The organism is Acinetobacter sp. NIPH1876 (genome assembly GCF_022808535.1).
Lineage (GTDB): Bacteria > Pseudomonadota > Gammaproteobacteria > Pseudomonadales > Moraxellaceae > Acinetobacter > Acinetobacter higginsii.
In genome coordinates, this window is the sequence record NZ_JALGBR010000012.1 from 1 (window position 1) to 14,951 (window position 14,951).

Annotated in this window: 14 protein-coding genes; 4 read left to right on the forward strand and 10 right to left on the reverse strand. The window is 41.5% G+C overall.

Annotated elements, in window-relative coordinates; genetic code table 11:
* The first annotated feature begins 327 nt into the window (after window positions 1–327).
* Window positions 328–1,050 carry a hypothetical protein gene (locus MN869_RS13785; RefSeq protein ID WP_243308225.1) on the forward strand — a complete coding sequence of 241 codons (723 nt, stop codon included), beginning with the start codon at window positions 328–330 and terminating at the stop codon, window positions 1,048–1,050.
* 381 nt (window positions 1,051–1,431) lie between these two features.
* Here the strand turns inward: MN869_RS13785 and MN869_RS13790 are convergent, their stop codons facing one another.
* The 5 genes from MN869_RS13790 to ribF all read right to left on the reverse strand — a co-directional run bounded on the left by MN869_RS13790 (window position 1,432) and on the right by ribF (window position 7,028).
* On the reverse strand, window positions 1,432–1,974 hold the full coding sequence (locus tag MN869_RS13790) for an NAD(P)H-dependent oxidoreductase (RefSeq protein WP_243308228.1): 543 nt from the start codon (window positions 1,972–1,974) through the stop codon (window positions 1,432–1,434).
* Between the two features lie 107 nt (window positions 1,975–2,081).
* Window positions 2,082–2,564 (reverse strand): peptidylprolyl isomerase, encoded by a 483-nt coding sequence (locus MN869_RS13795; protein WP_005320012.1) that lies wholly within the window; start codon window positions 2,562–2,564, stop codon window positions 2,082–2,084.
* 1 nt (window position 2,565) lies between these two features.
* On the reverse strand, window positions 2,566–3,108 hold the full coding sequence (lspA, locus tag MN869_RS13800; RefSeq protein WP_005186355.1) for a signal peptidase II: 543 nt from the start codon (window positions 3,106–3,108) through the stop codon (window positions 2,566–2,568).
* Entirely contained in the window at window positions 3,101–5,938 is a 2,838-nt protein-coding gene (gene ileS / locus MN869_RS13805; RefSeq protein WP_243308230.1) for an isoleucine--tRNA ligase, read from the reverse strand. The genes lspA and ileS overlap by 8 nt, the downstream gene beginning before the upstream one ends.
* Before the next feature lie 88 nt (window positions 5,939–6,026).
* Window positions 6,027–7,028: a riboflavin biosynthesis protein RibF gene (gene ribF / locus MN869_RS13810; RefSeq protein WP_243308232.1), complete on the reverse strand. Its 1,002-nt coding sequence runs from the start codon at window positions 7,026–7,028 to the stop codon at window positions 6,027–6,029.
* Window positions 7,029–7,234: 206 nt separating this feature from the next.
* Between ribF and MN869_RS13815 the strand changes: the two genes are divergently transcribed.
* The 3 genes from MN869_RS13815 (at window position 7,235) to MN869_RS13825 (ending at window position 10,114) form a co-directional block, all read left to right on the forward strand.
* Window positions 7,235–8,368 carry a TDT family transporter gene (locus MN869_RS13815; protein WP_243308234.1) on the forward strand — a complete coding sequence of 378 codons (1,134 nt, stop codon included), beginning with the start codon at window positions 7,235–7,237 and terminating at the stop codon, window positions 8,366–8,368.
* Between the two features lie 64 nt (window positions 8,369–8,432).
* On the forward strand, window positions 8,433–8,999 hold the full coding sequence (locus tag MN869_RS13820; RefSeq protein ID WP_243308236.1) for a 5'-nucleosidase: 567 nt from the start codon (window positions 8,433–8,435) through the stop codon (window positions 8,997–8,999).
* Window positions 9,000–9,172: 173 nt separating this feature from the next.
* Entirely contained in the window at window positions 9,173–10,114 is a 942-nt protein-coding gene (locus MN869_RS13825) for an ankyrin repeat domain-containing protein (protein ID WP_243308237.1), read from the forward strand.
* A 165-nt stretch (window positions 10,115–10,279) separates the two neighbouring features.
* Here MN869_RS13825 and MN869_RS13830 read toward each other — a convergent pair whose 3' ends face one another.
* The 5 genes from MN869_RS13830 to MN869_RS13850 all read right to left on the reverse strand — a co-directional run bounded on the left by MN869_RS13830 (window position 10,280) and on the right by MN869_RS13850 (window position 14,943).
* Window positions 10,280–10,891 carry a TetR/AcrR family transcriptional regulator gene (locus MN869_RS13830; RefSeq protein WP_004801743.1) on the reverse strand — a complete coding sequence of 204 codons (612 nt, stop codon included), beginning with the start codon at window positions 10,889–10,891 and terminating at the stop codon, window positions 10,280–10,282.
* Between the two features lie 243 nt (window positions 10,892–11,134).
* The gene (locus MN869_RS13835) at window positions 11,135–11,935 is read right to left on the reverse strand and encodes an ATP-binding cassette domain-containing protein (protein ID WP_243308238.1); all 801 of its coding nucleotides are present in this window, start codon (window positions 11,933–11,935) and stop codon (window positions 11,135–11,137) included.
* A 13-nt stretch (window positions 11,936–11,948) separates the two neighbouring features.
* On the reverse strand, window positions 11,949–12,752 hold the full coding sequence (ssuC, locus tag MN869_RS13840; protein ID WP_243308248.1) for an aliphatic sulfonate ABC transporter permease SsuC: 804 nt from the start codon (window positions 12,750–12,752) through the stop codon (window positions 11,949–11,951).
* Window positions 12,749–13,924: an FMNH2-dependent alkanesulfonate monooxygenase gene (ssuD, locus tag MN869_RS13845; protein ID WP_243308250.1), complete on the reverse strand. Its 1,176-nt coding sequence runs from the start codon at window positions 13,922–13,924 to the stop codon at window positions 12,749–12,751. Before ssuD ends, ssuC begins: the two co-directional genes overlap by 4 nt.
* A 32-nt stretch (window positions 13,925–13,956) precedes the next feature.
* Window positions 13,957–14,943 (reverse strand): aliphatic sulfonate ABC transporter substrate-binding protein, encoded by a 987-nt coding sequence (locus MN869_RS13850; protein WP_243308255.1) that lies wholly within the window; start codon window positions 14,941–14,943, stop codon window positions 13,957–13,959.
* Window positions 14,944–14,951 lie beyond the last annotated feature (8 nt).

Here is a 14,951-nt window from a genome sequence, read left to right on the forward strand (position 1 = left end):
GCACTTGCCATGTGAGAGTAAGTCATCGCCAGCTTTTAAATCTAAACACCCCCTCCGCTAACGCAGAGGGGGTGTTTTTTATGCGCGGAAGAAAAGTAAGAATAAAAAACATAATGTGTTAGAAATGTTGGCCTGATTGGTTAACTTTTATGAGTGTTGAAAGGTTATTCTATTGATAACTAAAAGCATAAAGATAAGTATGAGATAAATCTAATGGTTGATATTAATGTAAATGAAAAGCCAATCTAATTTTTGGTTATACAGTAGTTAGAGTTTATAACTTTAGTCAGTTTTTGGGAAAAACTTTAATTTATAGGAAATTTACTCTTGAATAGTAGAGATGATTTTAATAAAGAATCAAAGAGAACATTACAGGAACGAGTTGGAAACCGTTGTTCTAATCCGGAATGTAGATATTTGACATCTGGACCAAATTCCAATGAGGAAAAGGCAACAAGAATCGGTGTAGCTGCTCATATTACTGGAGCTTCAGAAGGTGGTCCACGTTTTGATTCTTTATTAACGAAAGACAAAAGGTCCCATATATCAAATGGTATCTGGCTTTGCCAAAACTGCGCAAAACTTATTGATAATGATGAGGAAGTTTACGCTGTAAGCTTATTACTAGAGTGGAAGCAAGTCTCAGAAGAAAACAGCCGCCGAGAGCTAGAAGGTAAATCACCTGTTGAATATCCTATAAAAGACGGTTGGATCTGTGGGCATTGCCGTTCTTTTGTTGAACATAGGCAAACTGTATGTAGAGTATGTCATGCGGATGTTGCATATTCAGCGATGAGACATGAACGAGCTGAGGCAGGAAAAACAGGCTTATGCGTCGGTGCTGCTTTGAGTGCTTTTATTTTTTTAGTCTTTCCTCAACTAGTTAACGATAAGTTTGATTTAAGTATCTCTATTGGCTTAGGACTAGGTATATACGCAGTAGTTGTGGCTGGATTATTAAGCTCTCTAGCAATGTTTGCATGTATTGAGTTTGAAGAGAGAAAGTATAGAGGTAAACCACCAAGGTTTTTCCGACAAACAAGTATATGAGCTCGCAAATGATGTTGGAGGGATTTATGTTGTACAACAGTTTTACTAGGCGAAAGCTCTCGTAACGCTTTCTTTGCTTGGTCGCCAAGCAGACTAGTGTCTGTATTTACTATTCCAACCTTGCGGAACCTACCGAAATGATTGTGTATTTAAAAAGTCTTTAAATCACCTATAAAAATAAAGACAAAAAGAAGCCCCATCATCCTGACGGGGCTTCTTCATATTCAGTTTATGTCGTTGATATCCTATTAACGACCACGTCCTGTGTCTATTCTTATTCTCAATGAGACTTCCTGTCTCTCTATGCTTTATATATTAGCGATCAAGTCGGAAGTGAAACAGACGTAAATCGACCTAATTAACGTACGCCTAGACGTACAATTAGGCGATATTATATTTCTGTAGTTTGCTAATCAGCGCTGTTAATCCCTTCACTTCAAACTCATTGGCTTCAAAGCTCTCGTCTTTATTGCGTTTAAAGATATCTCTAATTTCAATCACTGCATTGGGGTCAACTAGACCTAAGCTTGAGGTTACTTGGCGAATTTGACTGATTGAACGTGAGCCATTGGTAGAACCATAGCCGATAAAGGCTGCAGGTTTGCCTTGCCATTCTTTACCGACATAATCCAAGGCATTCTTCAGTGCTGGACTATAGCCATGGTTATATTCAGGGCTAATGAAGATAAACGCCTGTGCCTGCGCAATTTTATCTGCCCATTGCTGTTGTTTCGGCTGATCATAGATGCCTGTCGCAGGTGGATGAGAACCTGCAAAGAGCGGTAAGTCCCATTCCTTAAGATCGACGATTTCTGTTTGGATATCTTTTAATGCGAGTTCAGTTGTCGCTTGCTCTACCCAATTGGCGACCTTGATCGCTGTACGCCCTTCGCGAACACTACCAACAATAATATAAATGAGCATGTTTAAATTCCTTTGTGTTATTGCTTTGATTTTAAAAATGAATGCCTTTAAATGATCTTATACTTTTCTTCAGCGTAAAAAAAAGCTCTCATTTGAGAGCTTTTTTGTTACATCAATTTGATGCCTTGCTGGCCTGCTGGGGTGACTTTGAAGATTTCCACTTCAAAAGTAATATTTTTGCCTGCCAGTGGATGATTAAAATCGATTTCAGTGGTGTCATCATTGACCGATTTTACAACGCCAAATAGCGTTGCTTTGGCCTTGTCTTCAAACTCAATCATATGACCCACGATTGGGCGTTGTTCAAATTTAACCGTATCGAAGATTTGGATATTTTCTGCATTCCAAGGTCCAAAAGCATCTTCAGGTGGTAAATGTACAGTACGACGGTCACCTGCACGTAAACCAAATAAAGCCTTTTCAAACCCAGGTAACAGATTACCGTCACCAATTACAAGACTAACAGGCTCTTCACGACCACGGGTATTGTCGATTTCAACACCATTTTCAACCGATACAGAAAAATGTAAGTCGACTTTTGAGCCATCTTGAATACGGATTTCTTCGTTTGGTTGGATAATTTCGTTCATCTTATGCATCCGCATTTTGGTTGCGTTTCTTCTCAAGGAAGAAGGTATCAATCAGCAGTAAAATCGTGCCTAGGGTAATTGAGCTATCCGCAAGGTTGAAGGCTGGGAAATGGCTGTTTTGATAATAAACATGAATAAAATCGACCACATAGCCCAAGCTGACACGATCAATTAAATTGCCAATTGCACCACCGAGAATCAACGCAATTGCCATCGGTAATACAATCATTTTTTTCGGCATACGCATCAGCCAGAAAACAAAAATCACCGAAACAAAACCTGCTAATGAGGTAAAGAAGTAGCGTTGCCAGCCACCTGCATCAGATAAAAAGCTGAATGCTGCGCCATAATTATGCAGCAGTGTCCAATTTAAAAAAGGCAGGACGGGAACAGGGTCCGCATAGTTTAAATGCGAACTTGCAATCCATTTGGTCCATTGATCCAACACAATGGCAAGGACTGAAAGTCCAAGCCATAGTACGTTGTGCGGGTAAAATTGGAATAAGCCTTTTTTTGTTGGGCTAGTTTGCACAGAATTATGCATATTTTCTCACTTCGCCACTGCCAGTGACGTTGATAATACAACGAGCGCATAAACCAGGATGGCCAACATGTGCATTTACATCTGGCAGTACATGCCAGCAACGTACACATTTTTCACCATCTGCTGCGGAGACGTGGACACGTAATCCTGCAAGATCCGTGCTTTCACCTTGTTCAGCATAAGGGTGAACGATGACTTGAGACGTGATCAAGACAAAACGTAATTCATCAGCCAATTGGTTTAACAATGTCTGTAATGCTTCATCTGCCCAAAGTTCAACTTTTGCAGATAAGTTACTGCCGATGAGTTTAGCGTTACGTGCTGCTTCAATCTGTTTATTTACTGCTGATTTTACGCTAATCAATGTTTGCCAATCTGCTTCAGACAGTAAGTTTGCTGTTGATGCGGTTGGAATGTCATACCATTCAGCGGTAAATACATATTTTCCAGTCTGTTCTGGAATCAATGGCCAAGCTTCCTGTGCTGTAAAGCTGAGGATTGGTGACATCCAACGAACAAAAGCTTGTACGATATGATACAACGCAGTTTGTGCAGAATGACGAGCTTGTGAGTCTGCTTTGGTGGTGTACTGACGATCTTTGATGATGTCGAGATAGAAGCCACCTAAGTCATTGATACAGAAGCTGGTCAATGCATTGGTCACAATATGGAAGTTCATTTCTTCATAGGCTTGCTGAATGGTTTTTTGAACTTCAGCAGCGCGTTGCAAGATGTATTGATCCAATGCAATCAACTGGTCGACTGGTAAAGCATCTGTTGATGGTTTGAAGCCATTCAAGTTTGCCAACAAGAAACGTAAGGTATTACGAATACGACGATAACCATCTGATGCGCGGCTAAAGATTTCTTTACCAGCTGTCATTTCGTAACGATAGTCAGCAGATGCGATCCAGAAACGTAAGCCATCAGCCCCCATATCTTTGATAATGTCTTGTGGGGTAATGATGTTGCCTAATGACTTAGACATCTTACGGCCTTTCTCATCCACTACGAAACCGTGGGTGAGTAGGCCTTTATATGGCGCACGTTCATTGATTGCAATTGAAGTCAGCAATGAAGATTGGAACCAGCCACGATGCTGATCTGAACCTTCAAGATAGAGGTCTGCTGGATCTTGTAAATCATCACGTTCACGAAGCACAGCGTAGTGTGTTGTGCCTGAGTCAAACCAAACGTCCAGAGTATCGCGCACTGCATTATATTGTTCCGCATCAGCACCAATGAACTCACTCGCTTCACGGTTATACCAACCATCAATGCCTTCTTGCTCGATCAGTTTTGCCACTTCTTCGATTAATTCAGGTGTACGTGGGTGCAATGCATTGGTATCTTTGTGTACAAAGAATGGGATTGGCACACCCCAAGTCCGTTGACGTGAGATACACCAGTCTGGACGACCTTCAATCATGGACTGAATACGGCTTTGTCCCCAATCAGGCACAAATTCGATGTCGTTTTCAATCGCATTCAAGGCATTTTGGCGTAGACCATTGGCATCCATGCTGATAAACCATTGTGGCGTCGCACGGAAGATAATTGGGGTTTTATGGCGCCAGCAATGTGGATAGCTGTGTTTGATTGGCTGATGTGCCCATAGACGACCAACTGCACCCAATGCCTCAATGATTTGAGGATTGGCTTTATAGATGTGTTCCCCTGCAAAAATTGGTGATGTTGGTAAATAAACACCATTACCACCGACAGGGTTTTCAACTTTTAATTGATACAGCAAACCGACTTTATAATCGTCCACACCATGGCCAGGTGCAGTGTGAACGGCACCTGTACCGCTGGTTGCAATCACGTGCTCGCCTAAAATTACAGGCACTTGACGATCTGCCAACAGTGGATGTTGCAAAAGAAGGTTCTCAATTGCAGCGCCTTTGAAATCAGCGAGTACCACTGGATTTTCCAGTTTGTAGCGTTCGATTGCTGATTCAACCAAGTCTTTGGCAAGAATAAAGTTTTGCGTACCACGGTCAGTCGTGACTTGAACCAATTGATAGTCGATATCAGCGTGCAGCGCGACTGCTTGGTTGGCAGGCAAGGTCCATGGTGTAGTGGTCCAGATCACGATATCCGTGGCATCTTGAACATCAACATTTAAGCGTGTGCTGAGATCTTTAAGATCAACAACCGTGAAACCAACATCAATCGCATCTGATTTTTTGTCTTCGTATTCAACTTCAGCTTCAGCCAATGATGAACCACAGTCCATACACCAGTTCACTGGTTTTAGACCCGGTTCGATATGGCCTGCTTTAGCAATGGCACCCAAGGCACGCACGATATCCGCTTCTTGCTTGAAGTTCATGGTCAGGTACGGATTGTCCCAGTCACCGAACACGCCCATACGTACAAAATCTTTCTTTTGTAGTTCGACTTGGGTGTAGGCATATTCACGACAAGCTTTACGGAAAGTTGAGGCATCAACTTTAACGCCCACTTTACCGACTTTTTCTTCGACTTTCAGTTCGATTGGCAGGCCGTGACAGTCCCAACCTGGTACATACGGTGCATCGAAGCCATCTAAAACGCGGCTTTTAATAATAATGTCTTTTAAGACTTTATTGACTGCATGGCCTAAATGGATTTGACCATTGGCATATGGAGGGCCGTCATGCAGTACATATTTTTCCTTGCCAATACGCGCTTCACGAATCTGCTGATAAATGTTGTCGGCATACCACTCTTCTAACCATTTGGCTTCACGCACAGCCAAGTTTGCCTTCATGGCAAATTCAGTCGCTGGCAAATTGAGTGTGGCTTTATAATCCACTGCATTTTCAGGAGTTTGCTTATCGCTCATGCAAGTTTTCTTCCAGTTTGATCAGTTTGTAAACTGACATGTATTACTTTAGGATTTGTGAAGTATTAACAAATCCTACTAATTAAATTTAAAAAGGAAATTCAGCTGTGTTAGTACGATAGTCTCGTAACTGTTGCACATCATCATCAATTCCGGCTTTGAGGGCTTCAAGCGAAGGGTAATTCAGTTCACCATGCAAATAGTGAAGAAAGGTTACCCGCATCAATAAGCCATACAGATTAGCAGAAACATCAGGGAAATGTACCTCTAATCGCCATTCTGGCTGGTCTTGTTTGATGGCTGGGCGCGTCCCCACATGACCTGCACCAAACAAACTGTCAGCTTGATAGCCTGTAATCCCGTTGAGAGCAGGATCTGGATGTTTTACTTTTGCAGTCAAAGATGCATTTTCACAGACCACATCCACAGCATAGATGCCGTTTAGACAGGGTTTGTGACGGTTTAAACGGACATTAATCGTTGGAAAATCAAGGGTACGACCAATCTGATCGCCATATTGCACTCGGCCTGTGATGCTATAAGGACGTCCCAATAGTTTGGCCGCTAATGCCAGATCGCCCTGTTGAAGGACCTGACGAATACGAGTTGAACTGACACGTTCATTATTTAAAGCCACGGTATTTAAATTGGTGACATCAAAACCGTAGTCGCGTAAGAATTCACTGTTACCTTGGCGGTCTTTGCCAAAATGAAAATCATCACCGAGTACCAAGCTTTGCGCATTGAGTTTTAATTTAAGTAGGTCGGCAAATTCTGTGGCATTTAGACTTCTAAAATATTGGTCAAATTTCGCAACTGCAATGTAGTCCACACCGAGCTCAGTTAAATATTCTACTTTTTCTCTGAGCGAGCTGATGCGAGGCGGTGCATCATAACCTTTAAAGAATTCAAGTGGTTGTGGCTCAAAAATCATCACCAATGTTTTTAAGCCTTGCGCTTCAGCCAACGTTTTGAGTTGAGCAATCATCGCTTGATGGCCGAGATGGACACCATCAAAATTGCCAATCGTTACCGCAGTTGGGGGTAACTGAAAATCTGGCGATAATGCGTTGAGACGAAGCAACTTCATGGGCGTTAAATACAGTGATTTTGCAAAGGCTATATATTGCCATATTCTCAGCGTTTCGTCTTGTTGTTGTGTTTTTACACAGGAAATTTTCAATATTTAGAAGCTTTATATCAATTAAATTGATTCATTAAATAAAAATAAATCAATTTTTCTTATTTATGGGTTGACCTAAAATAACTGCATAGTCGCTTGATATTGAGAAAGAGATGAAAAAGCCGTTTTATCAGCTAGAGCAGAGCACCGATGTGATTCGCCATTTTACCCCGAACTGGTTTACTGCAACCATGGGAACAGGTGTGGTCGCGATGATTTTAGCACAGTTGCCTTTCGCCTCATCTGTTTTGTTTATGCTTGCGACCAAATTATGGCAGTTTAATATTCTGTTATTTAGCACTTTTAGTGTGCTCTATATCTTACGCTGGATTTTATTTCCAGCTGAAGCCAAGCAGATTTTTACTCATCCCAACATGAGCTTATTCCTCGGTGCGATTCCGATGGGCTTAGCGACGATTGCCAATGGTTTTCTCAGTTTCGGTACGCAATTATATGGCGATATTGCCGTTCAAATTGCCACTTATCTCTGGTATCTGGATGTGTTTCTGGCTGTCGTGATTGCGTGGGTGGTGCCATTTTGTATGTTTAGCTGCCAAGATCACCAACTACAACGGATGACTGCGGTGTGGTTACTCCCGATTGTGGCCTGTGAAGTCGCTGCCAGTTCAGCAGGCTTGTTGCTGCAGCATTTAGCTGCCGATCAACATGCGTTAACCATCTTGATCACAGGCTATGTATTGTGGGGCATTTCTGTCTTACCTGCTTTTGCGATCTTAACCATTTTGATGCTACGTCTGGCTTTGCATCAATTACCTGAAAAAGAGGTCGCGATTTCTAGCTGGTTATGTTTAGGGCCGATTGGAACAGGTGCATTAGCGTTATTATTACTGGGTGAACAAGCGCCACGCATTATGCAGGCGATGAGTTTCGAAGGCCTAGCGATATTACTTCCAGCCTTGGGCATTGTGGCAAGTTTGGTGTTATTAGGTTTTGGCTTATGGTGGTTTGGGATTGCGATTTTGACCACACTGCGTCATATGCGTACTGGCATTCCATTTAACTTGGGTTGGTGGGGACTGACTTTCCCATTTGGTGTGTTTATCTTGGCAATCTTTAACTTGGCACATCAGTTACATATCGACTTCTTACAGTATGTGGCTGTGCTTTTAAGTCTGTTGTTGGTTGGCCTATGGACATTGGTAATGAAAAAAACACTGGCAGGAGCGTACAGCGGTCAATTATTTTTCTCTCCTTGTTTGGTCGCCTTACAGCAGAAGATGCAATAATATCGAGGTGTGCCGAAGCACACCTTTTTTTGTGTCTCTATTTTGATTTGAACGAGTCTTTTTTATGAATGCTGATGTTGCTCTGATTATGGCTTTGCCGAATGAATCTAAAGGTCTATTTGAGCAAGCAGGCATTGAAGTCCATTACAGTGGCATCGGCAAAATTAATGCGGCATTTAAAGCCTTTGAAGTGATTCAAAAAACGGGCTGTAAGACACTAATCAACTTGGGCAGTGCAGGTAGCTCTCACTTTGATGCGCACAGTCTGGTTGAAGTCATTACTTTCGTGCAACGTGATATGGATGTGTCTCCCTTAGGTTTTGCGGTGGGTGTGACACCGATGGATGATGAGATTCCTGCGGAAATCCATACTCAACCCCATTTTGAGCTTTTACCCAAGGGGATCTGTGGCACAGGTGATTCGTTTGAAACAGGCGTGCCGAAAGTGAGCTGTAATTTGGTGGATATGGAGGCCTATGCCTTAGCGAAAGTATGCCAAAAGCTCGGGGTACGTTTGATTTCAGTCAAATATATTACGGATGGTGCCAATGATACTGCGCATCTGGACTGGGAAGAGAATCTGTTGCTTGGTGCACAAAAATTATTGGCGTTGTATCAGGCGCATTTTTAAATGTAAAGGTTTAATACAGTAGTATCTATGGGTAAAATTTTATCTTTTTAAGTTGTTGAAAGTGAATAGTTTTTATTGGTTTATTGTCGTGGTACTTATAATGTTAAATGATCTCAATATTTGATAAATTTTCTTTTATACTAATTTAAAATTTATGATATTTAGTTCAGCCCATGAATCTAACGATAGATACAATTTTAAGAAAAGTAGATAGCCTAAAGATTAGCCCAGCTTTTTTCTTTGTGATGAATAAAACGGATCATTTAAGGTATGCGGTTGTTTATGAAATAGATAATAAAGAATTCAAACATCTAGAAAATTCTAATGATATTTTCCTAGAGATACATGATCTTATGAATAGTGCTGAGTTAGATAATGGAATTTATAGTTATTCTTCGATTGATAAAAAAATAATCCATCATACTGACTACAATCCTGAATTATTTTGGGATGATGCAATGGAATTGATCTTATATCAAACCTATGATGTGACTCCATCTAGTCAAGAAAGAAAAATTCAATTAGAAGAAAGCCTTCAACAAGAAAAAATAAAGAAAACACTTGTATATGCTTGCTATCTTGATTTAGTAGATGAAATAGATTTATTACTCTCCCAAAAAGTTAGTAAAAGTGAATTAAATAGGAATCTTAAGGGCGTAGGAACTCCGTTAGGATTAAGTATTCAGAAAAATAATACTGATTTAGCTAAGAAACTACTAGAACTAGGTGCAGACCCTAATAAGAAATCATTTGTATACACACCACTTGAATTGGCATTTAGATATTGTGATGAAATAGTATTTTATTTTTATAACCACTATAAAGACTATTTTATAAAGATAATAACGCAAAAAGGATTAGCGATTGCTGGACTTAATCAGAATTCTGAAATTTATAAATTATTGATAGACTTAGGTTGTGATCCATTAGGTAAAGATCCAGTTTTTCAAATGCCACATGTTTTCGTAGATTATAATAATTTATACGGATTACAGTTTTTAGCTGAATATGGAATAGATATGAAGCATAAAAATAAATATAAAGAAACAGCATTTGAGAGGGCACAAAAACAAGGGAAAGATGAGCTAATAAAATACTTAAAGGCTTTTAATTAGTTCTCCTAAAATTAACATAATACACCTTACACGAAATACTTTAAGCCACTCTTGTGTTTAGCGCACATAAGTGGTTTTTCCATCACACCCTGAATGAAAAAAGCGACTTACATAGTCGCTTTTTTTATGTATTTCAATCACTAAAATAAGGCTTGTGAAGAAAATTTAACGAGGCAACACGCCGTATAACATCACATGGATAGTATGTTCGATGGTACGTTGATACATGCTACGGTTGCGTAAAGTTTTACCTGTGACCATTTCTATTTGTGTTGAAAAATCAGCATAATTTTGCGTGATGGCCCAAATGTTGAGAATCAATAATTCTGGATCGACCTCTGCCGACAATTTACCTTGTTCTTGCCAAGTTTGAATTACTTTGGTTTTGCGCTTAAATAGCTTTTTCAAAGGACCTTTTAAGATTGGTAAAATATGCGGTGCACCTTGAATAATTTCGAGGGCAAATAAACGTGAGGCTTTTGGCTGATCACGTGAGCTTTCAATTTTTTGAATCAAATAGTGAGTGAGTGCTTCAGTAGGCTCAAGCTCAGACTCTAGGGTTTGTAAGGGTGCAAGCCACTTTTGCAACACAGTGGTAAGCACTTCGACATAAAGCGATTCTTTATTTTCATAGTAATAGAAAATATTCGATTTATGCATATTTGCAAGCTGTGCAATCTCATCGAGGCTGGCACCACTAAACCCATAGACGGAAAAAACATCTAGGGCAGCATTCAGCAGTTGATTGCGCTTTTGTGTACTTTTCTTCTGTTCCATCTGCGAGCTTGATTCAAAAAATGTCATTGACATTGTAAGATAAATTGTCGGATTTGTGCACAATTGCGAAAATTTTTTATCGAAAAAAATATACTTTTTAGACCAATGTAAACGATGTATTTGATAATTATTGAAATCTAAAAAAATGCATACATATTTTGTAAATAATTTTTTTCTGATCAGGGGAAAAGAGCACAAGTTTTTTATTATTTTGGTCACATTTTAGTGCAAATTAATGCGGCTTTAGGTCGCTAAAACCGCATCAAGGACTTGTTGCTCGAGTTGAGCGAATGCAATACTTTTTTTACGTGGCCGTGGTAGATTGACCTGAAAACTATGGGCGATATGCCCTTGATCCAGCAGAATAATTCGATCTGCCAATTGCACTGCTTCACTGACATCATGCGTAACCAAGATGGCAGTAAAACCTTGTTCTTTCCAAAGACGCTCAATCAGGTTCTGCATTTCCAACCGAGTCAGTGCATCTAATGCGCCGAGCGGTTCATCTAACAGCAAAATACGTGGCGTATGGGAAAGCGCCCGTGCAAGTGCAGCGCGTTGCCGTTGCCCACCTGAGAGCTGAGCTGGCCATTGTGTGGCTTTGTCTTTTAGCCCGACTTTCTCTAACAATACTTCTGCAAGCTGATGCTGATTTTTAGGCAAACCCAATTGTACATTTTGTATAATGCTTTTCCATGGTAACAGGCGTGGATCTTGGAACATGACACGAATATCGTGGTTGGTAATGCCTTCACGGAAATTGCGAGCAGATTGGAACTTGATTTCGCCATAACTGGCTTTTTCGAGTTGAGCAATCAAACGGAGCAGGGTGCTTTTACCACAGCCGCTACGGCCAACGATGGCCACAAATTCACCCGCTTGGATATTCAGATCAAGGTCTTCAAGGACTTTGACCTCACCATAAAATTTATACAGTTGCTCAATCAGAATATGAGCACCATTGTCTGGCGAGCTAATGGTCTCTGGTTCAGTAACGGGCTGAATCAGGTTGTTATCGTAGAAGTTTAAATTTAAGTTACTCATCTTGATGCCCTTATTATTTTTGATAACCTGCATGCCAGCGCAGTAGATAACGTTCCAATACTTGAGCCAATACATCTGCTAATTTTCCGAGTAGGGCATACAGTAAAATCCCGACCAAGACGATATCAGTTTGTAAAAATTCTCGTGCATTCATGGTCATATACCCAATTCCTGCTTGTGCAGAAATGGTTTCAGCCACGATTAACAGCACCCAAACCAGACCTAAAGAGAAACGTAGCCCAACTAAAATCGAGGGCATTGCACCGGGTAAAATAATGTCTTTATAGAGTTGCCAACGATTAAGTCCGTAACTTTTTCCCATCTCGATCAATTGTGGGTCGACTGAGCGGATACCATGATAAGTGTTGATGTACATTGGGAAAAACACACCCACTGCTACTAAAAATAGCTTGGCAGTTTCATCAATCCCAAACCATAAAATCACCAGTGGAATCAGGGCCAGTGCAGGGATATTACGGATCATTTGTAAGGTGGTATCCAGTAAAGTCGATGCAATACGAGATGAACCATTTAATAACCCTAAAATTAGACCTAAACCACCACCAACCAGTAAACCAAGTAGAGCACGACCTGCACTGACTTTGACATGTTGCCAAAGTTCACCACTGATCAGTAAGTGCCAGAAGGCACTTACGACAGCAGTTGGGGCAGGCAATACTCTGCTTTGCAATACGCCTGAACTTGAAGCTGCCTGCCAAATTAAAATCAATAAAATCGGGAACAGCCAAGGCAGCAGACCTTTGCCTATTTTTTGTGTTCCACGTGAAACATCATTCAAGAAAGGTTTTGCACTCATGCGTCCTCCTTGATCAAGGTTTTTGCTTCCTTGGTCTCAGGGACATAGTTATTGGCAATGATTTCTCCGAAAGGTCCAGTTAAATGCGGTTGTGCCAGTTTTTCACGGGTTTTAAGCGGGAGTAAAGGGAACACCAGTTCGGCAAAACGAATGGATTCTTCCAAATGTGGGTAACCTGAAAAAATAAAGGTATCAATACCCAAATCCGCATATTCTTGAATTCGTGCAGCAACGGTTTCTGGGTCACCCACTAAAGCTGTCCCTGCACCACCACGGACCAGGCCGATACCCGCCCATAGGTTCGGTGATACTTCAAGTTGATCTTTACGACCACCATGTAATGCAGCCATACGTTGCTGACCGACTGAGTCCATTTGTGCAAATTTTTTCTGTGCGGCGGCAATCGTTGCATCATCTAGGTATTGAATTAGTTCATCCGCAGCGGCCCAAGCCTGTTCATTAGTCTCACGCACAATCACATGTAAGCGAATGCCATAATTCAGGCTACGACCTTTGGCTGCCGCTTTGGCACGTAAATATTCAATCTTTTCTTTCACTGCAGCAGGAGGTTCACCCCAAGTCAAATAGGTATCAACTTGCTCAGCAGCAAGCTCGGTTGCAGCTTCTGATGAGCCGCCGAACCAAAGCGGTGGATAAGGTTTTTGTACGGGTGGATACAGCAGTTTGGCATCATCCACACTGAGACGTTCGCCGTGAAAGCTAAACGCTTCACCTGTATGTGAGCGAGTGAGAATTTCGCGCCAGATTTTGACATATTCAGAGGCAGTTTGATAACGGGTACTGTGGTCCTCATAGAGTCCATCACCTTTTAACTCCTGTTCATCGCCACCAGTGACGAGGTTTAGTAAAATTCGACCATTAGAGAGCCGATCAAAAGTTGCTGCCATGCGTGCAGCCAGTGCTGGTGTGGTCAGTCCTGGACGCAGTGCCACTAAAAATTTAAGTTGTGTAGTTGCATCAATTAAACTGGCAGCCGTGATCCAAGGATCTTCACAAGAGCGTCCTGTAGGAATGAGTACGCCTGCATAACCCAGATTATCCACGGCAACTGCAATCTGTTTCATATAAGCATGATCGACCTGACGAGCACCCTTGCTGGTGCCTAAATAACGACTGTCACCATGAGTGGGGATAAACCAGAAAATATTCATGTCGATGTTCCTTATGAAAATGAAATCAATGTTTATTGGGCAGACCAGACACTGTGCTGAATATCAATTTGCACAGGAATGAGCTGCTCTTGTTTAAATAAATCGGCGATTTGTTGCTGACTCTGTATGACCTCAGCTGTGAGGATGTGCACAGGCGATGGTTTTGGTCGTTTGTCTAAAACACGTTGCGCCACAGGAAGGCTCAGCCCCGTACTTTGTGCATAAATCTGTAGTGCCTGATCTTGATGCTGCACAATCCACTGATCCGCAATGTTGATGCTCTTAATCAGCTTTGGCGCAGAATCAGGATGCTTTTGAATAAAATCAGGATTACCAATATAAAAAGAATAAGTGGTTGGAAATGCAGAGCCATCGACCAAGGTTTTGGTATGGCCTTGCAGTTCTGCTGTGCCTAGGTAGGGTTCCCAAATTGCCCACGCATCAACGGCCTGTTTGTCAAAAGCTGCGCGTGCATCGGCGGGCGGTAACCAGATCGGTTGAATGTCTTGCCAAGATAGCCCTGCTTTTTGCAGGGTTTTGGCGAGTAGTTCATGTGCACTGGAGCCTTTTTGAACTGCGACACGTTTGCCTTTTAAGTCTTGAAGGCTGCTGATTTTATCGTTGGCATGGACCAGTACAGCTTGTCCTGTTGGTGCAACCACTTCATAAGCCACATAGCTCAATGGTTTAGCTGCGGCTTGCGCAAAGATCGGAGGCGTATTGCCGACATAACCAAAATCGACTGCACCAACGGCAAGTGCTTCAAGCATCTGTGGGCCTGCTGGAAATTCTCGCCATTCAATTTTGGCATTCGGAAATTCTTGCTCAAATAGCTTTTGTTGTTTGGCAACTAACAAATTGAGGGAAGATTTCTGGAAGCCAATGGATAGGGTTTTGACCGCCGTATTTTCAGTTGCTGAAGTTGTTTTTTCCGTACTCTGCTCTGGCTTCTGGCAACCACTCAGTGAAAATGTAGAGATCAGCAACCCCAAAACAGAAACTTTAGATAGCAACTTCATGGTGATCC